The sequence below is a fragment of the Terrabacter sp. NPDC000476 genome (genome assembly GCF_040300125.1).
Taxonomy (GTDB): Bacteria; Actinomycetota; Actinomycetes; order Actinomycetales; family Dermatophilaceae; genus Terrabacter.
The window spans coordinates 716,614-741,439 of sequence record NZ_JBEPDF010000002.1 but is presented as its reverse complement, the minus strand read 5'-3'; the positions used below and the strand labels follow the sequence as shown (position 1 = coordinate 741,439).

27 protein-coding genes are annotated in these 24,826 nt (G+C 73.8%); 14 read left to right on the top strand and 13 right to left on the bottom strand.

All coding sequences use genetic code 11. The features are described 5' to 3' along the window. The 3 genes from ABT295_RS15875 to ABT295_RS15865 are packed head-to-tail and all read right to left on the bottom strand — an operon-like array spanning position 1 to position 3,169. Positions 1 to 825, bottom strand: coding sequence for a carbohydrate ABC transporter permease (locus tag ABT295_RS15875; RefSeq protein ID WP_352395366.1), 825 nt, complete (start codon positions 823 to 825; stop codon positions 1 to 3). A 5-nt stretch (positions 826 to 830) separates the two neighbouring features. Continuing rightward, positions 831 to 1,808, bottom strand: a complete 978-nt coding sequence (locus ABT295_RS15870) for a carbohydrate ABC transporter permease (protein ID WP_352395365.1) — start codon at positions 1,806 to 1,808, stop codon at positions 831 to 833. Further along, the gene (locus ABT295_RS15865; protein ID WP_352395364.1) at positions 1,805 to 3,169 is read right to left on the bottom strand and encodes an ABC transporter substrate-binding protein; all 1,365 of its coding nucleotides are present in this window, start codon (positions 3,167 to 3,169) and stop codon (positions 1,805 to 1,807) included. Before ABT295_RS15865 ends, ABT295_RS15870 begins: the two co-directional genes overlap by 4 nt. A 241-nt stretch (positions 3,170 to 3,410) precedes the next feature. Here ABT295_RS15865 and ABT295_RS15860 point away from each other — a divergent pair, with 241 nt between their 5' ends. Next, positions 3,411 to 4,487: a LacI family DNA-binding transcriptional regulator gene (locus ABT295_RS15860; protein ID WP_352395363.1), complete on the top strand. Its 1,077-nt coding sequence runs from the start codon at positions 3,411 to 3,413 to the stop codon at positions 4,485 to 4,487. Between the two features lie 12 nt (positions 4,488 to 4,499). Here ABT295_RS15860 and ABT295_RS15855 read toward each other — a convergent pair whose 3' ends face one another. Further along, positions 4,500 to 5,453: a CHAD domain-containing protein gene (locus ABT295_RS15855; protein ID WP_352395362.1), complete on the bottom strand. Its 954-nt coding sequence runs from the start codon at positions 5,451 to 5,453 to the stop codon at positions 4,500 to 4,502. A gap of 106 nt (positions 5,454 to 5,559) precedes the next feature. Between ABT295_RS15855 and ABT295_RS15850 the strand changes: the two genes are divergently transcribed. The 5 genes from ABT295_RS15850 to ABT295_RS15830 are packed head-to-tail and all read left to right on the top strand — an operon-like array spanning position 5,560 to position 10,865. Further along, on the top strand, positions 5,560 to 6,504 hold the full coding sequence (locus ABT295_RS15850) for a S1C family serine protease (RefSeq protein WP_352395361.1): 945 nt from the start codon (positions 5,560 to 5,562) through the stop codon (positions 6,502 to 6,504). A gap of 45 nt (positions 6,505 to 6,549) precedes the next feature. Continuing rightward, the gene (locus tag ABT295_RS15845; protein ID WP_352395360.1) at positions 6,550 to 7,701 is read left to right on the top strand and encodes an AAA family ATPase; all 1,152 of its coding nucleotides are present in this window, start codon (positions 6,550 to 6,552) and stop codon (positions 7,699 to 7,701) included. Next, on the top strand, positions 7,680 to 8,705 hold the full coding sequence (locus ABT295_RS15840; protein ID WP_352395359.1) for a DUF58 domain-containing protein: 1,026 nt from the start codon (positions 7,680 to 7,682) through the stop codon (positions 8,703 to 8,705). The genes ABT295_RS15845 and ABT295_RS15840 overlap by 22 nt, the downstream gene beginning before the upstream one ends. Continuing rightward, positions 8,702 to 9,709, top strand: coding sequence for a vWA domain-containing protein (locus ABT295_RS15835; protein ID WP_352395358.1), 1,008 nt, complete (start codon positions 8,702 to 8,704; stop codon positions 9,707 to 9,709). The genes ABT295_RS15840 and ABT295_RS15835 overlap by 4 nt, the downstream gene beginning before the upstream one ends. Before the next feature lies 1 nt (position 9,710). Further along, positions 9,711 to 10,865, top strand: a complete 1,155-nt coding sequence (locus tag ABT295_RS15830) for a vWA domain-containing protein (protein ID WP_352395357.1) — start codon at positions 9,711 to 9,713, stop codon at positions 10,863 to 10,865. Here the strand turns inward: ABT295_RS15830 and ABT295_RS15825 are convergent. Then, positions 10,862 to 11,062, bottom strand: a complete 201-nt coding sequence (locus ABT295_RS15825) for a hypothetical protein (protein WP_352395356.1) — start codon at positions 11,060 to 11,062, stop codon at positions 10,862 to 10,864. The genes ABT295_RS15830 and ABT295_RS15825 overlap by 4 nt on opposite strands. A gap of 117 nt (positions 11,063 to 11,179) precedes the next feature. Then, entirely contained in the window at positions 11,180 to 11,554 is a 375-nt protein-coding gene (locus tag ABT295_RS15820) for a YciI family protein (protein WP_352395355.1), read from the bottom strand. A 260-nt stretch (positions 11,555 to 11,814) separates the two neighbouring features. Here ABT295_RS15820 and ABT295_RS15815 point away from each other — a divergent pair, with 260 nt between their 5' ends. Then, positions 11,815 to 12,432 carry a dihydrofolate reductase family protein gene (locus ABT295_RS15815; protein ID WP_352395354.1) on the top strand — a complete coding sequence of 206 codons (618 nt, stop codon included), beginning with the start codon at positions 11,815 to 11,817 and terminating at the stop codon, positions 12,430 to 12,432. Positions 12,433 to 12,524: 92 nt separating this feature from the next. Here ABT295_RS15815 and ABT295_RS15810 read toward each other — a convergent pair whose 3' ends face one another. Beyond that, positions 12,525 to 12,728, bottom strand: coding sequence for a hypothetical protein (locus ABT295_RS15810; RefSeq protein ID WP_352395353.1), 204 nt, complete (start codon positions 12,726 to 12,728; stop codon positions 12,525 to 12,527). Positions 12,729 to 12,836: 108 nt separating this feature from the next. Here ABT295_RS15810 and ABT295_RS15805 point away from each other — a divergent pair, with 108 nt between their 5' ends. From ABT295_RS15805 to ABT295_RS15790, 4 genes are all read left to right on the top strand, one after another. Continuing rightward, positions 12,837 to 13,274: a PNPOx family protein gene (locus ABT295_RS15805; protein ID WP_352395352.1), complete on the top strand. Its 438-nt coding sequence runs from the start codon at positions 12,837 to 12,839 to the stop codon at positions 13,272 to 13,274. A gap of 124 nt (positions 13,275 to 13,398) precedes the next feature. Continuing rightward, on the top strand, positions 13,399 to 14,499 hold the full coding sequence (locus tag ABT295_RS15800) for a DNA glycosylase AlkZ-like family protein (RefSeq protein ID WP_352395351.1): 1,101 nt from the start codon (positions 13,399 to 13,401) through the stop codon (positions 14,497 to 14,499). Positions 14,500 to 14,522: 23 nt separating this feature from the next. Continuing rightward, positions 14,523 to 15,092 carry a dihydrofolate reductase family protein gene (locus ABT295_RS15795; protein ID WP_352395350.1) on the top strand — a complete coding sequence of 190 codons (570 nt, stop codon included), beginning with the start codon at positions 14,523 to 14,525 and terminating at the stop codon, positions 15,090 to 15,092. A gap of 91 nt (positions 15,093 to 15,183) precedes the next feature. Continuing rightward, positions 15,184 to 15,465: a DUF427 domain-containing protein gene (locus ABT295_RS15790; RefSeq protein WP_352395349.1), complete on the top strand. Its 282-nt coding sequence runs from the start codon at positions 15,184 to 15,186 to the stop codon at positions 15,463 to 15,465. 39 nt (positions 15,466 to 15,504) lie between these two features. Here the strand turns inward: ABT295_RS15790 and ABT295_RS15785 are convergent, their stop codons facing one another. Next, the gene (locus ABT295_RS15785) at positions 15,505 to 15,879 is read right to left on the bottom strand and encodes an iron chaperone (RefSeq protein WP_352395348.1); all 375 of its coding nucleotides are present in this window, start codon (positions 15,877 to 15,879) and stop codon (positions 15,505 to 15,507) included. Between the two features lie 101 nt (positions 15,880 to 15,980). On the opposite strand from ABT295_RS15785, the gene ABT295_RS15780 reads away from it, so the two are divergent. After that, positions 15,981 to 16,721 (top strand): thermonuclease family protein, encoded by a 741-nt coding sequence (locus ABT295_RS15780; RefSeq protein ID WP_352395347.1) that lies wholly within the window; start codon positions 15,981 to 15,983, stop codon positions 16,719 to 16,721. A 22-nt stretch (positions 16,722 to 16,743) separates the two neighbouring features. On the opposite strand, the gene ABT295_RS15775 is transcribed toward ABT295_RS15780, so the two are convergent. The 4 genes from ABT295_RS15775 to ABT295_RS15760 form a co-directional block, all read right to left on the bottom strand. Beyond that, on the bottom strand, positions 16,744 to 17,541 hold the full coding sequence (locus ABT295_RS15775; protein WP_352395346.1) for a GNAT family N-acetyltransferase: 798 nt from the start codon (positions 17,539 to 17,541) through the stop codon (positions 16,744 to 16,746). A 73-nt stretch (positions 17,542 to 17,614) separates the two neighbouring features. Further along, the gene (locus ABT295_RS15770) at positions 17,615 to 19,693 is read right to left on the bottom strand and encodes a hypothetical protein (RefSeq protein WP_352395345.1); all 2,079 of its coding nucleotides are present in this window, start codon (positions 19,691 to 19,693) and stop codon (positions 17,615 to 17,617) included. Positions 19,694 to 19,811: 118 nt separating this feature from the next. Then, positions 19,812 to 20,699 (bottom strand): CopD family protein, encoded by an 888-nt coding sequence (locus ABT295_RS15765; protein ID WP_352395344.1) that lies wholly within the window; start codon positions 20,697 to 20,699, stop codon positions 19,812 to 19,814. Next, entirely contained in the window at positions 20,696 to 21,604 is a 909-nt protein-coding gene (locus ABT295_RS15760) for a hypothetical protein (RefSeq protein ID WP_352395343.1), read from the bottom strand. The genes ABT295_RS15765 and ABT295_RS15760 overlap by 4 nt, the downstream gene beginning before the upstream one ends. A gap of 154 nt (positions 21,605 to 21,758) precedes the next feature. Here ABT295_RS15760 and ABT295_RS15755 point away from each other — a divergent pair, with 154 nt between their 5' ends. Both ABT295_RS15755 and ABT295_RS15750 read left to right on the top strand, forming a co-directional pair. After that, complete coding sequence (locus tag ABT295_RS15755; RefSeq protein ID WP_352395342.1) at positions 21,759 to 22,562, top strand: DUF4397 domain-containing protein; 804 nt, start codon at positions 21,759 to 21,761, stop codon at positions 22,560 to 22,562. Then, a complete protein-coding gene (locus tag ABT295_RS15750) occupies positions 22,559 to 23,245 on the top strand; it encodes a class F sortase (protein WP_352395341.1) in 687 nt (228 codons plus the stop codon). Before ABT295_RS15755 ends, ABT295_RS15750 begins: the two co-directional genes overlap by 4 nt. Positions 23,246 to 23,254: 9 nt before the next feature. On the opposite strand, the gene ABT295_RS15745 is transcribed toward ABT295_RS15750, so the two are convergent. Next, on the bottom strand, positions 23,255 to 24,652 hold the full coding sequence (locus tag ABT295_RS15745; RefSeq protein WP_352395340.1) for a sigma 54-interacting transcriptional regulator: 1,398 nt from the start codon (positions 24,650 to 24,652) through the stop codon (positions 23,255 to 23,257). Positions 24,653 to 24,826 lie beyond the last annotated feature (174 nt).

Below are 24,826 nucleotides of genomic sequence, written 5' to 3'. Positions count from 1 at the left end.
TCAGCCCTTGACCGCGCCGGCGAGCATCGCCTGGATGAAGTACTTCTGGAAGACGAGGAAGACGAGGATCGTCGGCGCCATGATGAGCAGCGCGCCCGCGTTGAGCAGCACGACGTCGGTCGAGTGGGCACCGACGAAGCCCTGCAGCGCGCCGGCCATGGTGCGCTTGTTCGGGTCGTCGATGAGCACGATGGCGAGCAGGAACTGGTTCCACGTGCTGAGGAACATCAGCACCCCGAGCGAGGCCAGCGCCGGCACCGCGAGCGGCAGCTGGATGTGCCGGAACGCCTTCCACGGACCCGCCCCGTCGATCGAGCTCGACTCGGAGATCTCCGCCGGCACCGACTGGAAGTGCGTGCGCATCCAGAAGACGGCGAAGGGCATGTTGAGGCCGATGAGCGGCAGGATGAGGCCGATCTGGGTGTTGAGCAGGCCGAGCTGCTGCATCTGGTAGTAGAGCGGCACGACGACGATCTCGTAGGGCAGCGTCAGCCCGAGGAGCAGCAGCAGGAAGAAGACGTTGCCGAAGGGGATCCGCAGCTGCGCGATGGCGTAGGCGGCCATCGAGGAGATGAGCATCGCGATCGGCACGACACCGAGCACGAGCACGGCGCTCGACTGCACGAGGGTCGTGATGTTCGCGACGTTCCAGGCGTCGACGAAGTTGTGCCACTGCGGGTTCGTCGGGAACGAGATGCCGGCCGGCGCGCTGCCCTGCGGCTGCAGGGCGGCCGAGAACATCGACAGGAGCGGGAAGACGGAGAAGAGCGCGGCGGCGGTGAGCAGGACGGTCTTGGGCGCGGTGTCGCGCAGGCGAGCGAGCACGGGGATCACTTCTCCCTGAAGAAGCGCTGGATGGGCAGGATGACCGCGAGCACGATGAGGCTGAGCACGACGGCGAGGGCCGACGACTGGCCGATCCGGTTCTCGGTGAAGGCGAGCTGGTAGACCTGCACGCCGGGCACCTGGGTCGAGTAGCCGGGGCCACCCTGGGTCGACATGAAGACGACGTCGAAGCTCGCGAGGGCGGCGATGATCGTGATGGTGACGCAGACGCCGATCTCCTGGCGCAGGCCGGGCAGCGTGATGGCCCGGAACTGCTGGATGCGGTTCGCGCCGTCGAGCGAGGCCGCCTCGTAGAGGCTCGCGTCGATCTTGCCGATGCCGGCCATGAGCAGCAGCGTGCAGAGCCCGGTGGCGAGCCACGTGCCGATGATGCCGACGGCGGGCAGCGCCCACGTGAAGTCGCCGAGCCAGGCCCGCGTCAGCGACTCGAGGCCGAGCGCCCGGAGCATCTGGTTGACGGCGCCGTCGGGCGAGTACATCCACGTCCAGGCGATGGCCGACGCCGCGCCGGGGATGATCTGCGGCAGGAACATCAGGGTGCGGGCCGCGCCGCCGGCCCACTTCGACCGGATCTCGCGCACGATCGAGGCCACGACGAGACCGAGCAGGACGGGCAGGAACGTGAAGAAGATGATGAGGACGAAGGAGTGCACGATCGAGGCGAGCAGCTGCGGCTCGGTGAAGACCCGGGTGTAGTTGGCGAGGCCGACCGGCGTGCTGGCGCTGATGCCGTCCCAGTCGAAGAACGAGTACTGCACGGCCGTGACGATCGGGTAGAGCTCGAACACGCCGTACATGACCAGGGCCGGGAGGGCGAAGAGCCAGCCGGCCCAGCGGGCGCGGGAGCCGACCGACCCTCCCGCCGACCACCCCCCGCCCCCGCGCCGCAGGACGCGGCGCGAGGTCGGGTCGGTGGCGTCGGCGACGTCGACGGGGGCCGTGAGGCCGTCGACGGTGGTCATCGCTTCAGCTCGTCTTCGTACTTGGCCTGCACGTTGGTGAGGAACTGCTCGGGCGTCGAGCTGCCTCCGAGGAGCAGCTGGCTCTCGGGCGTCCACGCGCGGTTGCTGATGCCGGCCGTCGCGTTCTGCACGAAGGGCACCTGGCCGCCCGCCGCGGAGACCTCGCCGAACGCCTTCGTCACGTCACCGAGCACCGAGCCGCTCGGGATGGTGGGCGCCGCCTGCGAGCTGAGGCCGCTCGGCATGAAGCCGTTGTCGACGGCGATCTGGCGGGCCTCGTCGCTCGAGAGGAAGTCGAGGAAGGCCGCGGCGGCGTCCTTGTTCGCCGACTTCGACGGGATGCCGAAGGCGGTGGCGGCGTCGGACATCGCGGCGACCTGCCCGCCGGCCGTCGCGGGCGGCATCGGGAAGAAGCCGACCTGGCCGGGCATCGTCTTGTCGAGGTTGGCCGCGTCCCAGTTGCCCCACGGGAAGAAGAGGCCCTTGCCGGAGGCGAAGAGCGCGTCGGCCGCGGTGGCGTCGAGGGCGTTGACCGAGGCCGGGAAGAGCCCGGCGGAGTTCCAGCCCTGCACCGTCTTGGCGGCGGCCACGGCCTCCGGGGTGTTGATCGTCGCACCGGGAGCGTTGAAGACCCACTGCGAGACCTTCTCGGGGCCCATCGCGGAGTTGAGGAGCAGCTGGATCGGGAAGACGCCACCGCCCTCCTTGTTGTGCACGACCATGCCGGTCAGCCCGGCCGCCTTGGCCTTGTCCATGTAGCCGACGAGCTCGTCGACCGTCTTCGGCGGGGCGCTCATGCCGACCTGCTCCGCGAGCTTCTTGTTGTAGTAGAGGCCCGTCATCGTGAAGCCGCTCGCCTTCGCGTAGAGCGAGCCGGAGCCGGCCACGCCGTCCTTCGCGCGGAACTGCGCGAGCTGCGAGGGGGGCAGCTCGTCCCAGCCGTATGCCGTCGCGTAGGCGTCGAGGTTCGTCAGCAGGCCGTTCTTCGTGCCCGCCGTCACGGAGATGATGCGCACGAGGTCGGGCGGCGTGGCCGAGGCGAGCTGGCGCGGCTGGTTCTGCGTCGTCACGTTGTCGGGGTCGTAGGTCGGGGTGATCGTCACGGTGGGGTGCTTCTTCGTGAACGCGGCGATGAGCGCGTCGTCGACCGCCTTGAGGCCCTGCCCGTCGTAGAGCTTGAGGGTGACGGGGGCCGTGCCGAGCGACGTGCTGACCGAGGTCGGCGTCGAGTTCGCGGCCGCGCCGCCGGAGGCCGAGGGGCCGGGCGCCGAGCACGCGGCCACGCCGGCGACCCCGAGGACGCCGAGCATCCCGAGGATCGTCCGTCGGGTGGGACGGGAGAGCTGTGCTGCGATCTGCATGGTGATCCTCCTGCGCCGTTGAAGGGCCGGGGCCTCGTGCCTCCGGCGGTGCGTCCCCGTCGAGCGGCGGCCTTGGGACCGATGCTGGAAACGCTTCCAGTTCCGAGAGTGGGGCTCACCGAACGCGCTGTCAAGAGGTCACGTGCGACATCTCGTCACCGACCCTTTCGACGTTCGACATCGACGCGGGACTCGCCCACGACTCTGGTGGGAGCGTTTCCAGTGGCCTAGGGTGGGACAGGTGACGGACGCGACACCGCCGAAGGTGACCCTCGTCGACATCGCGCGCCTCGCGGGCGTCGGCGTCGGCACGGCTTCACGCGCCCTGAGCAACGCGAAGAACGTCGCACCGGCCACCCGGGAGCGCGTGCTGCGCGTGGCGGAGGAGCACCACTACGTCGTCTCCCCCGAGGCGTCCCGGCTCGCCAAGGGCAACACCGGCCGGGTCGCGCTCGTCGTGCCACACCTCTCGCGCTGGTTCTTCGGGGCCGTCGTCGAGGGGCTCGGCTCGGTGCTGCGCGGGGCGGATCTCGACGTGCTGCTCTACCAGGTGGGCGACGTCGCCGACCGGCAGGACTTCTTCGACCGGCTGCCCGCGCGCCGCAAGGTCGACGCGGTCGTCGTCATCGGCTTCCAGGTCGAGGAGGCCGAGCGCACCCGACTCGAGACCATGGGCGTGCACATCGTGGCGGCCGGTGGCCAGTGGGCGAGCTACCCCTCGGTGCACATCGACGACCACGAGGCGAGCCGCCAGGCCGTCGACCACCTGCTCCACCTCGGCCACACCCGCATCGGCATGCTGGAGGCGCTCGACCCGGACCAGCCACGGCTGCGCTCGACCCGCTCCCCGGCGTACTACGAGGCCCTCGAGCGCGCCGGCATCCCCGTCGACCCGAGCATCGTCGTGACCGCGCCGTGGGGCGGCGAGCACGGCGCGGCCTCGATGAGCCGGCTGCTCGGCCACCCGGACCCGCCCACCGCGGTCTTCGCGCACTCCGACGAGGTGGCCCTCGGTGCGATGCGCACGCTGCGCCGGGCCGGGCTGCGCCCCGGCACCGACCTCTCCGTCGTCGGCATCGACGACCACCCGCTCGCCGAGCTCTGCGACCTGACGACCGTGCGGCAGCAGCCGGGCGAGCAGGGCGCCATCGCCGGGCGCCTGCTGCTCGACCTGCTGGCGGGCGGCGCCGCTCCGCACCGCTCCACGACGGTGCCGACCGAGCTTGTCGTCCGCGGGAGCACGGCCCCGCCGCGTACGTCGGGCACGCGGCACACGTCGGGCACGCCGCATGCGTCGGGCACGCCGCGAGGCGACTGAGGCCGCGCGCGCTCAGTCGGCGAGGGCTCGCTCGGCGGCGTCCTCGAGCCTGGCGACGGCCTTGGTGGCGCGGCGCTCGAGGCGCGCGACGGCGCGCTCCTCGTCGGCCTCGAGGTGGCCGAGCAGGAAGGCGGCCGCCTCGCCCGCCCCCTCGTCGAGCGCGAGGTGGCGCAACGTGCCGACCGCGACGATCCCGTCGTGGTGGTCACCGAGCAGGGTCTGCACCTCTTCGGCGCGGCGGGCCACGCGACGCACCCGCTTGCCCGTCACGGGGGCGACGGCCTCGGCGGCGTAGCGCAGGCGCTTGACCGACTTGCGCAGCTCGTGCAGCCGCGCGGCGACCTCCTCGGAGGGGCCTCTCGGGCCCATGCGGTCCTCGTCGACCGGCCGGCCCTCCTCGGCCCGGCGCGCCGCGCGGGTCTCGACGACGGCCTCACGGACCGCCGCCACGCGGCGGCGCACGCGCTCCACCTCGTGGCGCATCACCTCCGCCGCCACGTCTGCGGCCGGCCGTGCAGCCTCCTCCGTGAGGGGCGGCGCGGCCACGACCGCGTCGAGCAGCGCGAGCGCCGCGGCGAACCGCTCCGAGCCGAGCGTGTCGTCGACCTCGTCCGCCGCCGCGACGGCATCGAGCTGCAGGCGCGCCCGCAGTCCCGAGACCGCCTCGCCGAGCCCGGCCGGCCGTCCGGCCCCGAGCAGCCTCCCGGTCAGCTCGGCCACGACCTCGGCGTCGCGCGCGGAGCCGAGCCGGCCCGCGGCCCAACGCAGCTCGTCACGCAGCGGCTCGGTCACCGCGGGGTCGACGAGGGACCGGAACGAGACGAGGGCGCTGCGGATGCGACGCATCGCCACGCGCACGTCGTGCAGCCCGGTGGGCTCACCCGACCGCGCCGCGGCCTCGGCCGACCTCAGCGCACCGCGCTGCTCGGTCAGGCGCTGGTGCAGCAGGGAACCGGCCGACGGCATAGGCCATGTCTACCCCAGCCGAGGCCACCCGCGGCTCCCTTCGCCGGATCCTGTGAACCCTCGGCAGCCCTCCCGCTCGGGCCGATCGAAACGTAGAGTCGCAAAGGTGGCCCGGGTCTCCGCTCCACCCCCCGTCGACGCCGACGCCCCCGGGCCCGGTGCCCCGGTCCCCACGCCCCCACGCGGGCTGCTCGACCGGGACGGTCCGGACGAACCGGCACGGGTCGACCCACCCGGGCGGTGGACCCGCGGCCGGCGCCGTCTCGCCGCCGTGCCGCGTCGGGCGTGGTGGTGGGCGATCGTGGCGCTGCTCGTCGTCGCGGTCGCCGGGGCGTATGCCGCCACCCGGCCTCCGGGGCCGCCCGTGCTGACGCAGCGCGACGTCGACGCGAGCGTGCAGCGCGGCCTCGCGAAGCAGGCGGAGGCCGAGGCCGCCGCCCCTCCCGACGGCGCGGTCGCGCACGCCGCCATCGCCCCCTCGCTCGTGCTCATCCAGACGGAGGACACCGTCGCCGGGCGGGCCCGTGAGGGCAGCGGCGCCGGCGTCGTCGTCAACGAGGACGGCACGGTGCTGACGGCCCTGCACGTCGTGGACGGGTCGACCGCCATCACCGTGACGTTCGCCGACGGCACCCGCTCGCCGGCCAAGGTCGCGAACGAGCAGCCCGAGAACGACATCGCGACGCTCACCCCGTCGCGCCTGCCCGAGACCGTCGTGCCCGCCACGCTCGGCGGCGGCGTGCAGGTGGGAACCCCGGTCTTCGCCGTCGGCCACCCGCTCGGGCTCGTCGACTCCCTGTCGGCCGGGGTCGTGTCGGCGCTCGACCGCTCGGTGCGCGTCGAGGGCAGCCGCCAACTCGACCACCTCATCCAGATCGACGCCGCCGTCAACCCCGGCAACTCCGGCGGGCCGCTGCTCGACCGGGCCGGGCAGGTCGTCGGCATCGTCACCGGCCTGGCCAACCCCACCGACCAGAGCCTCTTCGTCGGCATCGGCTTCGCGGTGCCGATCTCGACCGCCGGTGGGGCCGCGGGCAGCCCGCCCCGCTGACACCGCGCGGGCGCGCACCCGGCGCTCCCGGCATACGCGAACGACGTGAACGACCCGGACGACGAGGAGGACGAGATGGACGGTGACGCACCCACCGGTCGGGCGGCGCTCGAGCAGGCGCTCTACGAGGTGAAGCGCACCATCGTCGGGCAGGACGTGCTCGTCGAGCGCATGCTCGTGGCGCTCCTCGCGCGGGGCCACCTGCTCGTCGAGGGTGTGCCCGGGCTCGCCAAGACGATGGCGATCAAGACCCTCGCGCAGGCCATCGGTGGCGAGTTCCAGCGCATCCAGTTCACGCCCGACCTCGTGCCCGCCGACCTCGTCGGCACGCGGATCTACAACCAGAAGGACGGCGAGTTCCAGGTCTCGCTCGGGCCGGTCTTCGCCAACCTCGTGCTCGCCGACGAGATCAACCGCGCACCGGCCAAGGTGCAGAGCGCGCTGCTCGAGGTCATGCAGGAGCGGCAGGTGACGATCGGGCGCGAGACGTTCGCGGCGCCCGACCCGTTCCTCGTCATGGCGACGCAGAACCCAATCGAGTCCGAGGGCACGTATGCGTTGCCGGAGGCGCAGGTCGACCGTTTCATGCTCAAGGTGCTCATCGGATACCCCACTGCCGCAGAGGAGTTCGTGGTGGTGGAGCGTCAGATCGCCTCGGCGGTGGCGACGGTGCAGGTGCTCGACGCGGAGCTGCTGCGCGGCTTCCAGCGCCAGGCCGACGCCGTCTACGTCGACCCCGCCGTCATCGAGTACGCCGTCCGGCTCGCCACCGCGACCCGCGAGCCGTCAGGCGTCGGCCGCGACGACCTCGCCCGGCTGCTCACCTACGGGGCGAGCCCCCGCGCGTCGATCAACCTCGTGCTCGCGGCTCGCGCGCTGGCCTTCCTCCGCGGTCGCGACCACGCCCTGCCCGACGACGTGCGCGAGCTCGCGCGCGACGTGCTGCGCCACCGGATCGTGCTCTCCTACGAGGCGCTCGCCGAGGACCTCTCCCCCGACGACGTGCTGACGCCCCTGCTCGCGGCCGTGCCCGTGCCGACGGCGCCGATGCGCGAGCGGTCGCCCCGGGTCGACGACGCAGGGCCGGCGGGCGGGACTGCAGGTGGGACTTCGGGTGCGGCTGCGGGTGGGGCTGCGGCCGACTCGTTCGGCAGCCCGGGGGTCGAGGGCGCGACATGGACGCGACCGCCGCGCTGAGCGCCGAGAGCCTGCTCCGGCGCCTCGAGTGGCGGGTGGTGCGGCGGCTCGACGGTCGGCTCCAGGGTGACTACCGCAGCCTCTTCCGCGGGTCGGGGCTCGACTTCACCGACCTGCGCGAGTACGCGCCGGGCGACGACCTGCGCCACATCGAGTGGAACGTCACGGCCCGCCTCGACGAGCCCTACGTGCGCGAGTTCGTCGAGGACCGCGAGCTGACGGCGTGGCTGCTGCTCGACGACTCGGCGTCCATGGGGTTCGGGCCGGTCGACCGGCAGAAGGACCTCGTGCTCGCCGAGGTGGCCACGGTGCTCGCGCACGTGCTCGTGCGCGGGGGCGGCCGGGTCGGCGCGATCGTGCTCGACCGGAAGGTCGAGATCGTCGTGCCGCCGGCGTCGGGCCGCACGCAGGTGCTGCGCATCGCGAAGACCCTCCTCGACCGCCGCGAGGCCCGCTCGGCGGGACCGGGCAAAGACGCGGGGCAGGGTGCGCACGGGGCCTGGGGGCGGCTCGCGAGGTTCGGTCGGCGAGCGCAGGCGGCGGGTGCGCGCGGCGGGAACGAGGGCCGGGACACGGCATACGCGAGCGCGGGGGTGACCGACCTGTCGGTGCTGCTGACGGCGGCGGCCGGCATCGCGCGGCGGCGCTCGCTCGTGCTCGTCGTGTCGGACTTCATCTCCGTGGACGGCTGGGAGGCACCGCTCGCGCGACTGGCCCGGCGGCACGAGGTGGTCGCGCTGCAGGTGCTCGACCCGCGCGAGAGCGAGCTGCCCGACGCCGGTGGCGTCTACGTCGAGGACGCGGAGACGGGCGAGCAGATCTTCGTCGACACGAGCGACGCGGCGTTCCGGCAGCGGCTCGCGGCGGTCACGGCGGAGCGACAGGCCGACCTCGAGGCGCGCGCGACGAGGGCCGGGGTCGACCTGCACGTCGTGCGCACGGACGACGACCTCGTGCGGACGCTCCTGCGCATCGCAGAGCTGCGGCGCCGGAGACGGCGATGACGGGGATGAGCGGGATGAGCGGGGTGTCGCTGACCTGGCCGTGGGCGCTCGCGGGGCTGCTGCTCGTGCCGCTGCTCGTGATCGGCTACCGGCGGGCGCTGCGCTCGCAGGAGGTGCGCCGGCGCGAGCTCGCGGCGCAGGGGCTCGTCGTGGCGCGGCCACGGGGTCGGGGCCGCCACGTCGGGCCGGCGCTGCTGCTGGCGGCGGTCACCGTGCTGCTGCTCTCGCTGACGCGACCGGTGGCCGCCGTCGCGGAGCCGCACCGCGAGGGCACCGTGGTACTCGCCGTCGACGTGTCGAACAGCATGGCGGCGACGGACGTGAAGCCCTCGCGGCTCGAGGCGGCCAAGGCCGCCGCGCGCGCGCTCGTGGCGCGCCAACCGGCATCCGTGCGGATCGCGGTCGTGGCGTTCGGCGGCACGGGGCTCGTGACCCAGCGCCCGACCGACGACCGCGCCGCGGTGCTCGCGGCGGTGGCACGGCTGCGGCCGTCCGGCGACACGTCGCTCGCGGACGGCATCCTCGGCGGGCTCGGCGCGATCGTCGGCAAACCCGTCAAGGCGTCCGGTGACTCGGAGCGCGGGACGACCGACGAGACGCCCATCGGCTACCACGGCGGCACGGCGATCGTGCTGCTCACCGACGGCGAGGACACGACGGACGGTGGGCCCAAGGCGGCGGCCGAGCTCGCGTCGGCCGCGGGCGTGCGCATCGAGCCGGTCGGCCTCGGCACGCCGGCGGGGGCGACGATCTCGGTGGACGGCTTCAGCATCGCCACGGCGCTCGACGAGAACGCGCTGCGGCTGGTGGCCGACACGACGGGCGGGACGTACCGGCGGGCGACGGACGCGGCCTCGCTCGCGGCCGTCTACGACGCCATCGAGCTGCAGTGGACGACGCGGACGGTGCCGCACGAGGTCACCTCGTGGGTGGCGGCGCTCGCGGCGCTGCTGCTGCTCGGCGGGGCGACGGTCTCGGTGCTGCGGCAGGGGCGGGTGGTCTGACGTGTCGTTCGGCGTGCCGTTGCTGCTCGTCTCGCTGGCCTTCGTGCCGGCGCTCCTCGCGGTCTACGTGTGGCAGCTGCGTCGCCGGCGCCGGCAGGTCGTCCGCTTCTCGAACGTCGGCGTGCTCCGGGCGGCCGGTGCCGGAACGGGGTCGTGGCGGCGGCACGTGCCGATCGCGCTCGTGCTCGGCGCGCTCGCGCTGCTGGGGCTGGCGAGCGCGCGCCCGACCGTGCGGGCGCAGGTGCCGACGTCGAGCTCGACGATCATCCTCGCGCTCGACGTGTCGGGCTCGATGTGCGCCACCGACGTGGCGCCGAACCGGCTCAGTGCGGCGCAGGCCGCCGTGCGCACGTTCGTCCAGGGCCAGGACGACGAGACGAAGGTGGGACTCGTCGTCTTCTCCGGCTTCGCGCAGCTGGCCGTGGCCCCGACGGCCGACCGCGACGAGCTGCTCGCGGCGCTCGACGCGGTCTCGACTGGGCGCGGCACGACGATCGGGGCGGCGATCCTCCGCTCGATCGACGCGATCGCCGAGCTCGACCCGAACGTCGCCCCGGCCGACGCGGTCGACGAGCCCACGGTCGACGGGCCGGGCGCCTCCGACCCGTCGCCCACGCCGACGCCGTCACCCAGCGGGGGCGGTGCGACGGGCGGGCCGGACGGGCCGGGCGGCGCCAGGGCCGACGTGGCGCCCGAGATCGTCGTGCTCCTCACCGACGGGGCGAACACGCGAGGCGTCACGCCCGGGGAGGCGGCCGAGCAGGCCGCGGCGCGGGGGGTGCGGGTCTATCCGATCGGCTTCGGCACGACCAACCCGACCCAGCTGGCGTGCACCCGGGACCAGTACGGCGGCTTCGTCCCGCGGGGGCGCGACCTCGGTGGGTTCGGCGGCTTCGGTGGTGCCGGTGGCGGCTCGTCGGGCGGGCGCAACTTCCTCGTCGTCGACGAGGTGGCACTCAAGCAGGTGGCGCAGACGACCGGCGGCGAGTACTTCGCCGCGACGGACGCCGACGGGCTCAGCCGGGTGCTCGCCGACCTGCCGAAGCACGTCACCGTGAGCGAGCAGGACGTCGACCTCAGCGCGGCCGCGGGGGTGCTCGCCGCGGCTGCGCTGCTGGCCGGGACGGTCGTCTCGCTCCGCCGCGCGACGGGCTAGGGCCAGTCCGCCGTGAGGTAGGCGACCACCAGCACGGCCAGCGCGAGGCCGGCCAGCACGGCACCGACCTGCATCTGGCGCGAGCGGAGGGCCTGCAGGTCCTGACCCGACGGGCCGCGGTCCGACTGGGAGCCCCACACGATGAGCCCGAGCCCGACCACGAGCATCGCGCCGACGGCGGTCCAGACGTAGGTCACGTCCGGGCCGTCCACAGCGGCGCACGGGTCATGGCCCGATCGTGCCACGAGCGCGCCGGCACCGGGTCGGGCGCGGTCGTGCCGCTCCCGACCCGGTGCCGGCGTGGTCACGCGGGCTCAGTCGCCGGGGGCCTCGGGCCCGTCGGAGATCTGGCGCAGCGTCGCGACGACGGTGGCCTCCGGCCAGTGCTTCGCGTGCAGCTCGGCGAACTTCTGCTGGTCGGCGACCGCGTCCTCGAGGGTGTCGTACTGGAGGATCGACCAGCCCCCGACGACCTCCTTGGACTCGGCATACGGCCCGTCGTGCCGGGTGACCTCGCCCCCGCTGACCACGAAGTTCACGGCGTCCTCGGTGCCGTAGAGGCCACCCCCGTCGAGGAAGACCCCTGCGGCGGCCCGCTCGCCTATGTGGGCGTCCATCGCCTCGAAGAGCGACTGGGGCGGGGTACCGATCCCCTCCTGCATCCGAACGAAACCCATGAAACGCGGCATGTCGATCACTCCTACGTGTGTCGGTTGGTGTGTGCACCCCTACGTCGAACGACGGTCCAGGCCCTCGACATCGATGTCGACATCCACTTCGAGATCTCGTCGACATCGCTCGACACGAACACCTCGACCGGCAAGGGCCCAGTCTCCCGCGCCACCACCCCGACCGGGGCCGGACGTCCTTGCGTGTCCGATCCGCGACGGGCCGTTCGTGGCAGGAGTGAGGTCCCGGACGGGGACCCACCCCGACGAGAGGAACCACCGTGTCGCACGTCATCGCCATCATGTCCATGTCGCTCGACGGCTTCGTCGCCGGCCCGGACGACGACGTCAGGCAGGTCTTCGACTGGTACTTCGCCTCGGGCGACGTCGAGCTGCCGACGGGCGGCTCGGACCCGATGACCTTCCGGGTGTCCGAGCCGAGCGCCCGGCACCTGCGCACGCTGACGCCCCGGCTCGGCGCCGTGCTGACGGGCCGGCGCACCTTCGAGGTCGCGCAGGGCTGGGGCGGCAACCACGCGTGGGGCCCGGCGTTCGTCGTGACCCACGCGGTGCCCGACGGCTGGCCGCGGCCCGACTCGACGGTCCACTTCGTCACCGACGGCATCGAGAGCGCCGTGCGCCGGGCCACGGACGCCGCGGGCGAGCGGGCCGTCGGCGTGCACGGCGCCGACACCATCCGGCAGTGCCTGGACGCCGGGCTCGTCGACGAGCTGCAGATCGACGTCGCGGCGCTGCTCCTCGGCTCGGGCGTCCGTCTCTTCGACCACCTCGCCACGGCCCCGACCGTGCTCGGCGACCCGACCGTCGTCGCGGGCGTGGGCGTGACCCACCTGACCTACCCCGTGCTCAAGGAGCAGCCGGCCCACGACGAGGGCTAGCGTGCCGGGTCGGACGCTCTCACTCGGCGACCGAGGCGGCCAGCGGCACGGTCTGCTCCGTGTGGTGGCACACGGCGACGTGCCCGGCCCGGTCACTCGCCCCTGATGCGGTCGGGCTTCAGCACGACGAGCGCGAGGGCGACGAGGATGCCGGCGCCGACGCCGACGGCGAAGCCCCGGCCGACGTCGCGCGTGAGCGCCCCGCCCAGCATCCCGGCGAGCGCGCCGATCGACGCGCACCCCGTGAACGTCGCGATGACCTTGACCCAGAAGGGCGGCGTGACCTGAGCTGCCATGCCGTCACCGTAGCGGGGCCCCACGCCGCCGGATGCCGGCACCGTCCTCGCCGACGCCCGTGCACCTACGCTGGGTGACGGTTTCCCCACCGACGAGCGGAGGTCCGGGTGGCCACGCTGGATGCCGCCGACGCGCTCGCGCGGCTCGCGGGCGCCGACCACGGCGTGCTCGCCACCGTGCACCCGGCCCGCGGGCCCGACCTCGTGCCGTGCGTGTTCGCGGTGGACGGGGACGGCCTCGTCGGCATCCCGGTCGACCGCGTCAAGGCCAAGCGGTCGACGCGGCTGCAGCGCGAGCGCAACCTCGAGCTCGACGCTCGCGCGACGCTGCTCGTCGAGCACTGGGACCCGGACGACTGGACGCGCCTGTGGTGGGTGCGCGCCTCGCTGCGACACGTGGGGGAGCCGCCGGCGGAGCGGCTGCACGCGCTCGCCGACCTGCTCACCGAACGCCACGTCCAGTACCGCGACCAGCACCACGACTATCACTTCGACCACCTGATCGTGCTGCGCCTCGTCGAGGTCACCGGCTGGTCGGCGAGCTGACCCCGGTCTCCCGCCGCAGCTGGATCGTCGTGGCGGACCAAGCCGTCGGGCCGCAGCCGTCCAGCCGTGGCTGGCTCGTTGCGTCGGCAGGCCACGGTCGGCGCCCTCGGCTACGGTCGGCCGCATGGCCGTCCACCAGCTCACCGTCGAGCACGCGCGTCGCATCGCCGTGCACGCCCAGCTGCTCGACCTGCCCCGCCCGACCGACCTCGTGGCGACCGTCGAGCGGCTCACGATCCTGCAGATCGACCCGACGGCGGCCATCGCACCCAGCGCCGACCTCGTGCTGTGGAGCCGGCTCGGCTCGGCGTACTCCCCCGCGCAGCTCACGGCCGCCGTCGAGCACGACCGCACCCTCGTCGAGACGGTCGCCTACGTCCGCAGCCCCCACGACGTGCCCGCCGTCGTGGCCGAGGTGCGCGAGGCCGAGCCCTATCCCTTCATGGCGACGTGGCTCGCCGACAACGCCTCGTTCCGCCGCGACATCCTCGCCCGGCTCGCGGCCGACGGTCCGCTGCTCTCGCGCGACATCCCCGACACGAGCATCGTGCCGTGGCCCTCGACCGGGTGGACCAACAACCGCAACATCACGAAGATGCTCGAGGCCATGGCGATGCGGGGCGAGGTCGCCATCGCCGGGCGCAAGGGCCGACAGCGCTACTTCGACCTACCCGAGCGCGTCTACCCGGCCGACCTGCCCCGGCTCACGCTCGAGGAGGCCGTCCGCCACCGCAACGAGCGCCGGCTCGCCTCCCTCGGCATCGCGCGGTCGACCGGTTCGGTCATGCCGGGCGAGGGCAACTACGTCGGCGAGGCCGGAGAGCCCGCCGAGGTGGGAGGCGTGCCCGGCACGTGGCGGGTGCACCCGGCATACTTCGACGTGCCCGAGCACTTCGAGGGGCGCACCGCGCTGCTCAGCCCCTTCGACCGGCTCGTGCACGACCGCGTGCGCGCCGAGCAGCTCTGGGGGTTCGAGTACGTCCTCGAGATGTACAAGCCCGAGGCCCAGCGGCGCTGGGGCTACTTCGCGCTGCCGATCCTGCACCACGACCGGCTCGTCGGGAAGCTCGACGCCCGGGCCGATCGCAAGGCCGGCACCCTCGTCGTCAACGCCGTCCACGAGGACGTGCGGTTCACCCGGCCGCTCAAGGCGGCCGTGCACCGCGAGGTGGCCGACCTCGCCGGCTGGCTCGGTCTCACGGTCACCGGCCCCACCGCACCCTGACCTGCACCACAGAAGGAGATCCCGTGCGCCGCATCGTCGCGTATGCCATCGCCTCCCTCGACGGCTCCATCGACGACCCGAACCGGCTCTTCCCCGCCGAGGTCGACCCCGACGAGCCACACCCGCCGACCTTCGACGACGTGCTCGTCGAGCAGGAGGCCGCGCTCATCGGGCGCCAGGACGCCGTGCTGCTCGGCCGCCGCACCTATGACGCGTGGGCGCGCTACTGGCCCACCTCCGACGTGCAGCCGTTCGCCGACTTCATCAACGGCGTGCGCAAGCACGTCGTCACCTCCACCCCGCTCGACGTGCCGTGGGACGGCGCCGAGGCGGTGACCGGCCCGGTCGCCGACGTCGTCCGTGACCTCAAGGCCCGGCCGGGCCGCGACGTCGGCGTGCACGGCAGCATCGAGCTGGCGCGATCGCTGCTCGCCGAGGACCTCGTCGACGAGCTGCACCTCGCGGTCGCCCCCGTGCTCGACCCCGAGGGGCGCCGACTCTTCGACGGGCTCCCGCAGCTGCGCCGGCTCACGCTCGTGCACTCCACGCCGACGCCTACCGGCGCCCTCTGGCTCGTCTACCGCCCCCGCTGACCGCACCCGGGCGCGGAAGGAATCGGAGGGCCGGGTCGTTGTCATGGAGGTCGTCCCCGGGCGTCGGGGACCGGACCATGAGGAGCTCACCGTGCGCGCGACCTGGAACGGCACCACCATCGCCGAGAGCGACGACACCGTGGTCGTCGAGGGCAACCACTACTTCCCGCTCGAGTCCGTCGCGAGCGGCGTCCTCGTCGAGAGCGACACGCACTCGACGTGCCCGTGGAAGGGCGAGGCGTCGTACTACTCCCTCGCCGTCGACGGCGAGACCAACCCCGACGCGGCCTGGTACTACCCCGAGCCCAAGGACGCTGCCGCTGAGATCAAGGGCCGGGTGGCCTTCTGGCGCGGCGTCACGATCAGCGACTGAGCCACTCCTGCCGGCACACCGGCTGACGGTGCGATGCCGTCAGGCGGTGTGCCGCTGCGCGAGGGAGCGCGCGACGCGCTCGACGAGGTCGTAGGGCACGCCGTCGCGGTAGAAGAACTGCAGGGTGTCCTTCTTCGCGCGGTGGGGCGCGACCTCCGCCTCGAGCTCGGCCTCGAGCTCACCCACGGGATAGAGGCCGACGTGCTTCTTCCACCCCGCGAAGTGGATGCCGTAGCGGTCGGCGAACATCAGCGCGGGCATGCCGTAGCGGATCTTCTCCTCGGCGCCCGGCAGCGCGCGCCGCAGCGCGTCCCGCACCTGCTCGAGCACCGGTCGCACGTCGTCCGGGAAGCCCGCGACGTACTCGTCCACGGTGTTGGGTGTCGCGGGCGCAGGCGTGTCGGCAGCAGTCATGACGGGACTCCTTCGTCGGCCGGTGTCGCCAGTGTCCCCTACGGTGAGGCCCTCACGTCGGGAACAGGGGAGAGATGCGCAGGCGAAGGACCAGGGTGTGGGTGACGCTCGTCGCCCTCGTCGTCGCAGCCGGACTGGCGGGCGCCGCCGGGCGCGGCACCGGTGCGGACCAGCCGACCACGACGTCCGGCCAGTCCGGCCAGTCCGGCACGGTGTCGGGGCCGACGTGGAACGTCACGAAGGTCGTCGACGGCGACACCCTCTGGGCCGAGCGCGACGGCGTGACCCTCAAGGTGCGCGTCATCGGCATCGACACCCCCGAGATCGGCCAGTGCGGGTATGCCGAGGCGACCGGCAACCTGCGCGCCATCCTCGGCGACCGTCCGGTCACGCTCACCGCCGGCGCCCGCGACGACGCCGACCGCTACGGCCGCGCGTTGCGCTACGTCGACGTCGGGGGACTCGACGCCGGGCTGCGCCAGATCACGCAGGGGTATGCCGTCGCCCGCTACGACTCCCGCGACGGCTACGGCCGCCACCCGCGCGAGGACGCCTACGTGCGGGCGGACGCCGCGAGCCCGACCGCGGCCTGCGCCGACCCGGCCGCCGCGCCAGCCACGGCAACCGCGCCCACCGCAGCGAACCCGGGCGCGAACCCCGGCACCTGGCCGCTGCCCGGTGACCGGCACCCCTGCCCGCGGGCCGAACCCGTCAAGGGCAACGAGAACTCGATGATCGCGCACGCGCCCGGCGACCGGTACTACGGCATCACCGACGCCGAGCAGTGCTTCGCGACCATGGCCGCCGCGGAGGCCGCCGGCTTCCGACCGGCCAGGGGCTGAGCAGGCGGCGCCTCGCTGCGGTTCAGTCGTCGAGCTCGAGGATGCACGCGGTGCCGACGTCGACGAAGCCGACCCGACGGTAGATGTCGGCTGCCGCGTCGGAACCGGCGGACAGGAACACAGTCTCGACCCCGGCGTCGCGGCAGGCCGCCACGAGCGTCCGCGTGATCGCCGTGCCGTGGCCACGGCCCCGGTGGCCCGGCGGCACGGCGATGCCCATCAGCTCGGCCACGTCGCCACGCGGGGCGGCCGACCCGGCGCCGCACAGGCGGTTGCCCTCGAACGAGGCCACGACGACGAGGTCGCCACGCTCCATGAGCTCCGGGCGCGGGCCCGGGTCCTTGGGCTCCACCTCGTCGCGTCCGGCGAAGCCCGCCGACACGGAGCCGATGGCGAGCGAGAGGTGCGGCTCGGCGGGGTGCAGCGCGCGGGCCCGCGGGTCGGCCTCGACCGGCACGCCCGGCGGCATGACGAGCAGCGGGTAGAGGTGCGGCTCGAGACCCGCCGCGCGGACCGCGGGCAGCAGCGCCGGCGTCACCTCGTCGACCCACTCGACCGCCCGCTTGACCCCGCGCTCGCGCTGGAGGTCGAGCACCCGGCGCACGTCGTCGGCGACGAAACGGCCCGGACCACCGAGCTGCGGACGGGCGTAGAACTGCCAGCCGGTGCCCTCCTGCGCCACGAAGAGCGTGAAAGGGCCCACCTGCTCGACCGTCGCGAGAGCGCGGGGCACGCAGTCGTAGTAGGCCTCGATGCGGTCGAGCCGGCCTTCCGTACCGGCTCCGCCGCCGTTCCCGCCGCCGTCACGATCGCGCGTCATGGCGTCACCATGGCAGCCGCCACCGGGAGTGGGCGACCGGATTTCCGTGGCCCCCCAGCGTCTGTCGGTCCGCTCAGCGCCGACCGCGACGGGTCCGGAGGTAGTCGGCGACGACGTACTCGCCGAGGCGCGCGATGTCGGGCGTGAAGACGCGACCCCCGGCACGGCGCGCGACCGCGTCGACGAACCGGGCGAGCCCCGGATCGTCGCCGAGCATGAAGACGTTGAGCTGCGCGCCCGACCGGCGCAGCTCGTCGACCTGCGCGACGGTGGCCCGCACGGTCTCGGGTCGGGCGGGCCAGTGGAACGTCGGGCGCCCGTCCGCCTCGAGGTGCGCCGTCGGCTCGCCGTCGGTGACGACGAGCACGACCGGCTCGGCCTCCGGGTGGCGGCGCAGGTGGCGCGCGGCGAGCATCAGCGCGTGCTGCAGGTTCGTGCCCTGCACGAACTCCGGCTCGGCCTCGGCCAGCTCGACGGGGCTGAGCCGGCGGGCGGCGAGGTTGAAGCCGATGATCTCGAGCGCGTCGTGGCGGAACCGCGTCTGCACCAGGTGCGAGAGCGCGAGCGCGGTCTGCTTCATCGGCCCCCAGCGGCCCTCCTGCAGCATCGAGAACGACATGTCGACGCAGAGCGCCACGGCCGCGACTGCGCGTCGCTCGGTCTCGGCCACCTCGAAGTCCTCGACGAGGAGCTCGACGCCACCCGACGCACCGGCTCGGACGCCACCGTGACCCAGGGCTCCGTCGCCGCCCGTATGCCCGTCGATTCCTGTGTGGCTGTCGATTCCCGTGTTGCCGTGGATTCCCGTGCGGCCGTGGGCGGCGTTGCGCTGCAGGGCGTTCGACACGGTGCGCACCGTGTCGATGGGTAGCTCGTCACCGAACTCCCACTGCCGCGTGAGCCCCGTGGGCTCGTCGGCCTGGCCCGCGGCGCGGTCGTCGTGGTCGCCCCGGCCGGCAGCCTCGACGCGCTCGAAGACGCGCTTGAGCGCGGTCTCACCGAGCCGTCGGACCGCACGGGGGGTGAGGCGCAGCCCGTCGTCGCCGCGCGAGACGTAGCCCTGGCGCTCCAGCTCGCGTTCGAGCTCGCGAAGCGCCGCCATGTCTCGGGCGGCGTCGGCGCCGAGGTACTGCTCGAGCCGCTCGACGTCGACGTCGTCGAGGCTCGCGCCGACGTAGCCCTGGCCCAGCTGCTCCCCGAGCTGCTCGAGGTCGGCGAGCTCGGCGACCGCGCCGACGGCGTCGCCGTAGCCCATCGGCTCGCCGCCGCGACCCTGCTGCACGGGGCTGCGACGGTCGAGCCCGGGTCGCAGCGCCCGGAGGTTGTCGGACAGCTGCGCCATCTGCGACGCGAGGTCGGGGTCGCCGAGCGCATCGGACATCAGCTGGCCGAGCTGCTCGCGCTGCTCGGGGGTCAGCGACGCCATGAGCCGGTCGGCGGCGGCCTGACGCCGCGCGAGGGCGTCGATGAGCTCGTCGACGTTGCCGGGCTGCTCGGGGAAGAGGTCGCCGTGGCGGTCCATGAAGTCGCGGAACTGGTCGTCGGTGTCCTCGCCCCGCGCGTGCGCGGCGAGCAGCTGGTTGAGGTCGGCCAGCATGTCTTTGACGGCCTGCATCGCCTCGGGGTCGTTGCCCGACAGCGCCTCCTTGAGCCCTTCGAACTGGGCGCCGACGACCTCCCGTTGCAGCATCCGGCGGATCTGCTCGAAGGTCTCCCGAGCCTGCGGGGAGTGCCAGTCGTGGTCACCGAGCGCCCGGACGGCGCCCGCCACGTCGTCCGGGATCGTCGCGAGGTCCATCTCGGCGAGGCGGGCCTCGTCCCCGCTCTCGCCGGCAAGGGTGCCCCGCTCCTCGGCGAGCGCCTGGTCGAGCATGGCGCGCACCTGGTCGAGCGTGCCCCCGAGGTCACCGCGTCGGCGCGCTGCCTCGCGCAGGCGTCGCACCCGGTCGGCAAGGTCGTCGAGGCCGCGGCGCCCGTGTAGCCCACGCCGCAGCAGCTCGCGCAGGGAGTCGCGGAGCGAACCGCCGGCGAGCACGTCGCGCCCCACCTCGTCGAGGGCCGACCGCACGTCGAAGGGAGGGGCGAGCGGGTCGGGCCCACCGGTCCACGGCGCGTAGCGGAACCGGCCGTGCGGGTCGTCGCTTCGGCTCATCGCCTCACGCTACGTCGCCGCCGCTCCCCTGTCGAAGGTCGGTGGTCGGACCCGCATCCTGCCCGGAAAACGGAGCAGGATCCGACCGGAGACTCTCGACAGTGTTGCCGCCGCGTGGTCAGAGGCTCGGGCCCACCGCGCCTAGGGCGACCGTCGCGCCGAGCAGGACCGCGCCGAGCACTAGCTGTGCCCCGATGAGCAGCGACGAGGCCTGCACTCGACTCAGGGCATCGCTCCCGACCCGCAGCCGGTGGAACACCATGCCGTCGAGGCGGCGCCGACCGTGGTGGGCGGCCACGACCATACCGACGAAGGCGGCGCCCTTGACGAGGAGCATCGCGCCGTACCCGGCACCCGTCGACGCCCCGTCGGAGGCCTGGACGAGGAGGATGACGACGCCGGACACCACCACCGTCGCCACGGTCGCGAGCGTGATCCGAGAGAACGAGCGCACGGCGGCGCTGAGGTCGTGCAGGTCACCCGTCGGCAGGCCGACGACGGCGATGACGAGCGCTCCCCCGAGCCACACCGCCGCAGCCACGACGTGGGCCAGCAGCGCGACGTCGACGAGCGCACCGGCCGGACCGTCCAGCGATCCATGGACTTCCGACGGCAGCACGAAGGTCGCGGAGAGGGTGACGACGGCGACGCCGGCCCAGCGCCGTCGGGAGGCGGTGATCGGGCCGCTCACGAGCTCGTCGGCCCAGGCGAGCAGGGCAACGAGCACGGCGAGGCGCACGAGCCCGGCCGTCCACGTCTCCCGCGACACCGCACCGACCAGGGCCCCCGCGTCCGCGCCGGCGCGCGGCGCGAGCAGCGGCACGGCGAGCGTCGCCACGCCCAGCACGACCGCACCGACGTGCACGAGCCGCACCTGGCGCCGGTCGGAGCGCCCGTTGGGCGCCATCGTGACCCAGCTGGCGAGAGTCCCTGCGACGAGGACGAAACCGACGAGGAGGGCCAGGTCGTCGACGACGCCGAGCACGCCGCGGAACACGTCGTTCACCCGGATCCCGCCAGCTCGACCTGGAGCACCACGAGCGCTGCGTCGTCCGGGAGCGGGGCGCGCACCGTCATCCGTCCACGGATGCCGTCCGAGCACGTGACGTCCTCAGCGTCCGCGAGCAGGGGGCAGGTGAGGTTGAGCACCGCCGACCCGGTCGTCGCGACGACCACCGGCGTGCCCGCCTCCGGCCGGCTGAGCGGCGCCAGCCCGGTGAGGGCCCGCCCGGGCCGGGAGGGCACGCTGCGGACGGTCGCGCCGGTCAGCACGTAGCGCAGCTCGTAGGCGGTCGTCGAGGCCGGGAGCGCGACGAGCTGCAACCCGTCGGCGCCGCTCGCGGCCAGGGGGACGTCGCGGCCGCCCACGGTCACGCGCAGGTCTCGGACTCCGGGGCGGGCCGCGGCGAAGGCGGGACCGCCCGCGGTCAGGTTCGGCACCGCGAGCCGCAGGACGTCGACGGCCGACACGAGGCGCACCCGCTCGGTGACGGTGACCGCGCCGTCCGTCGCCGTCGTCGCGTCGAGCCGGATGCCCGGTTCGGAGCGCCCAGCACCCAGACCCGTGCCCCCCGCGTCACCCGTGCCACCGGTGCCGCCCGTGCCACCCGTGCCGTCGGGTTCCGAAGCCGTGGTCGAGGGGGTGGCCGTCGGCGTGGCCGTGGGTGCGGCTGCAGGGGTGGACGAGGGCGTGACCGGAGCGGCGCCGACCGGCGGGACGGTCGGGAACGGGGTGGCGGAGCGGTCGGCGACCGGCGTGGCCGGACGCGGTCCGTCGGCCGCGAGCGAGGAGCTCGACGGCGTGCGCCCCCAGAGCCACAGGGCCAGCACGACGAGCAGGGCAGGTACGACGACCCCCGCGGCATGGCGGTAGCGCCGCCACTGTCCCGATTCGCCCCCATGTGTCGACATTCGACCGATTTCCCTGTCGCTCAACGAAACTCGTCACGTCGCACGCGACCGAGTCGCTCGATTGTCACCTATATTCGAGATCGATCGGGACTTCGGGGGCCGCGACTTTTCGCGACTCCCACCCGCACCAGGGGATCGTCAGGGGAGGTTCACCGTGTCTCGAGGACGCACCGTCACGGTGGTCGCGGGAGCTCTCGCGGCCGCCGCATCGTCGCTCTGGTCGGTGTCGCCGTCGGTCGCCGCGCCCGAGCGGGCCCGCGTCTTCGTCGTGCAGGGCCTGCCGGGGCGGCTCGTCGACGTCAGTGTCGACGGTCGACCGGTCGCGACCGGTCTCGTGGGGGCCTCCCTCAGCCGGGCCGTGGAGCTCGCGGCCGGGGCGCACACCGTCACCTTCAGCAGCGGCGGCTCCGAGGTGCTGCGCCGCAGCGTCGACCTCCGTGCCGGCTCGAGCAGCGACCTCGTGCTGCACCTGCCCGTCGACCCGAGCGGCAGCCCGGTCCTCACCGTCTACGACAACACGACGAAGGCCGTGCCACGCGGCAAGGCGTCCGTCACCGTGGCGCACACCGCGGCCGTTCCCCCCGCCGACGTGCGAGTGAACGGCAAGGTGCTCTTCGCCAACATCGCGAACGGCGAGGCGCTCAACCTCGTGGTGCCCGCCGACACCTACACCGTCGACATCGTGCCGGCCGGAGCCGACTCACCGACCGTGCTGGGCCCGCTCGACCTCACCGTCAAGGAGGGCTCGCTCAACCGCGTGTTCGCGGTCGGCGACCCGCAGAGCTCGACGATGCGCGCGGTGGTGCAGGTGCTGCCGGCCGGATCCACGGGCTCGCGCGCGCCGGACCTGGTCGACACCGGCACCGGTGGTCAGGCCGCGTCCCGGACCTCGCCCCTGCTCGAGCCGCTGCTCCGCCCCGGCGCACCCGCCGCGCCGGTCACGTCGCCCGCGTCGTGACGCCGGGCCCGCGCACCGGCACCGCCGGGGTGATGCTCACGCTCTGCGTCCTCGTCACCTCCTGCTCGGCCCCGCCGCAGCCCGGCGCGGGACGATCGACCCTGGCCGCCGCTCCAGCTGCCGGTGGGGCCGGCACCCCGTCCGCCACGCAAGGCTCCTCCTCTGCGTCGCCGCCGGACTCCCCCGCGACGCCGGCCGCCATCGCGCGCACCGCCGCCAGCGAGCGGGTGCGCTTCAGCCCCCAGCAGGTCACGCTCCCCGGCGGAGCCGTGGCCGTCGTCGACCCGGCGGCCACCGTCGAGGGCACCCTCGCCGTGCCGGACGACGTGCGCCGCGTCGGCTGGTGGGACGGCAGCGCCCAGGTCGGTGACCCCTTCGGCAGCACGGTGCTCGCCGGCCACCTCGACGCGCCCGGGCAGGGGCTCGGCTTCTTCGAGCGCCTCCGCACGCTGCGCCGGGGCGAGCTCGTCGTGCTGCAGGGCGGCGCCCACCGGGCCACCTACCGCGTCACCTCGGTGAGCACGGTGCTCAAGTCGACGATCGACGCGGGCAGCCCGCAGTTCGACCAGCGCGGGCCGCACCGCCTCGTCCTGATGACCTGCGCAGGCCACTTCGACCGGGCCACGCGCAGCTACGACTCGAACCTCGTCGTCGTCGCGACGCCCGCAGGCCCCGCCCGCTGACGACCGGGCTCAGGCGCCGTAGACGGTGCGCCCGGCGACGGAGTCCTTGTCGATCCGGCGGGTCAGGTGCAGGCCCTCGAGCACGAACTCGACGGCGGCCGCCACCTGTCCCGGTGTCGCGTCGTCGCCGTGCCCGAGTCGGTCGAGCACCTTGGACAGGCCCGGCACCGTGCCGACCTGCGCGAGCAGGTCGGAGCCCGGCACCAGCTCGCCGGTCTCGACGACGGCGCCCTCGGCGAAGAGGTTGGTGAAGCCGGAGAGGTCGAGGCCCGCGAGCCGGGCGCGGTAGGTCTCGGCGACGGCGAGCCGCAGCAGGTGCGTCAGCACGTCGCGCTCCCTGCCCTCCTCACCCATCTCGAACTCGACTTTCCCGAGGAGGGTGGGCACGACGGTGGGGACGTCGCAGACGCGGGCGACGGCATACGCCTCCCCCGACCGGGCCGCCCGGCGCAGCGCGGAGCCGGCCACGCCCTCGGCCCCCGCGATGGCGAAGCGCGCCGAGACGCCGGAGCGCTGGTCGACGGCGGAGGACTCGCGCAGGCCGCGGGTGAAGCGGGCCACGACCTCGAGGAGGTGCTCGGGCACGTCGGCCACGAGGGCGGACTCCTGCGCGATCAGCGCTACCTCGTCGCTGACCTCGGTCGGGTAGTGGGTGCGGACCTCGGCACCGAAGCGGTCCTTGAGGGGGGTGATGATGCGGCCGCGGTTCGTGTAGTCCTCGGGGTTGGCCGTCGCGACGAGCAGGATGTCGAGGGGCAGCCGGAGCGAGTAGCCGCGGATCTGGATGTCGCGTTCCTCGAGCACGTTGAAGAGCGCGACCTGGATGCGCTCGGCGAGGTCGGGCAGCTCGTTGAGGCCGAAGATGCCCCGGTTGCTGCGCGGCACGAGGCCGTAGTGCACCGTCTCGGGGTCGCCGAGCGTGCGGCCCTGCGCGACCTTGACCGGGTCGACGTCGCCGACGAGGTCGCCGACGCTCGTGTCGGGCGTCGCGAGCTTCTCGGTGTAGCGCTCGCTCCGGTGGCGCCACGCGACGGGCAGGTCGTCGCCGAGCTCGTCGGCGAGACGCCGGCAGCGCACGCACGAGGGAGCGTGTGGGTCGTCGCCGATCTCGCAGCCCTCGACGACCGGGCTCCACTCGTCGAGCAGCCCGGCGAGGGTGCGCATGAGGCGGGTCTTGCCCTGGCCTCGCTCGCCGAGCAGCACGAGGTCGTGCCCGGCGAGCAGGGCGGTCTCGAGCTCGGGCAGCACCGACTCCTCGAAGCCGACCATGCCGGGAAAGGCGTCCTCGCCGGCGCGCAGCCGGGCCAGCAGGTTCTCGCGGATCTCGGCCTTGACGCTGCGGTGCACGTGTCCGGAGGCCCGCAGATCGCCGAGGGTGGCGGCGCGACCGGTGTCGGGGTGGGTCATTGCCTCACGCTACGTCCGACTCCCCACGGTGTCGAAGGGCGGTGTCGAAGGGCGGTGTCGAAGGGCGGTGTCGAAGGGCGGTGTCGAAGGGCGCCACGCACGCTCGGGCAGGCGACGAGAAAAAAGTTCCGATCTGCCCCCATCCGCCCGCCCGGTCACGCCGAACCACTCCAC

Bases quoted from the DNA above. Each gene is read 5' to 3' on its own strand.
- ABT295_RS15835 (WP_352395358.1), top strand. From the start codon at position 8,702: ATGACGGGGATGAGCGGGATGAGCGGGGTGTCGCTGACCTGGCCGTGG.
- ABT295_RS15785 (WP_352395348.1), bottom strand. From the start codon at position 15,879: ATGACTGCTGCCGACACGCCTGCGCCCGCGACACCCAACACCGTGGAC.
- ABT295_RS15820 (WP_352395355.1), bottom strand. From the start codon at position 11,554: ATGCCGCGTTTCATGGGTTTCGTTCGGATGCAGGAGGGGATCGGTACC.
- ABT295_RS15870 (WP_352395365.1), bottom strand. From the start codon at position 1,808: ATGACCACCGTCGACGGCCTCACGGCCCCCGTCGACGTCGCCGACGCC.
- ABT295_RS15810 (WP_352395353.1), bottom strand. From the start codon at position 12,728: ATGGCAGCTCAGGTCACGCCGCCCTTCTGGGTCAAGGTCATCGCGACG.
- ABT295_RS15865 (WP_352395364.1), bottom strand. From the start codon at position 3,169: ATGCAGATCGCAGCACAGCTCTCCCGTCCCACCCGACGGACGATCCTC.
- ABT295_RS15855 (WP_352395362.1), bottom strand. From the start codon at position 5,453: ATGCCGTCGGCCGGTTCCCTGCTGCACCAGCGCCTGACCGAGCAGCGC.
- ABT295_RS15775 (WP_352395346.1), bottom strand. From the start codon at position 17,541: ATGACGCGCGATCGTGACGGCGGCGGGAACGGCGGCGGAGCCGGTACG.
- ABT295_RS15760 (WP_352395343.1), bottom strand. From the start codon at position 21,604: ATGTCGACACATGGGGGCGAATCGGGACAGTGGCGGCGCTACCGCCAT.
- ABT295_RS15745 (WP_352395340.1), bottom strand. From the start codon at position 24,652: ATGACCCACCCCGACACCGGTCGCGCCGCCACCCTCGGCGATCTGCGG.
- ABT295_RS15770 (WP_352395345.1), bottom strand. From the start codon at position 19,693: ATGAGCCGAAGCGACGACCCGCACGGCCGGTTCCGCTACGCGCCGTGG.
- ABT295_RS15800 (WP_352395351.1), top strand. From the start codon at position 13,399: ATGGCCGTCCACCAGCTCACCGTCGAGCACGCGCGTCGCATCGCCGTG.
- ABT295_RS15840 (WP_352395359.1), top strand. From the start codon at position 7,680: ATGGACGCGACCGCCGCGCTGAGCGCCGAGAGCCTGCTCCGGCGCCTC.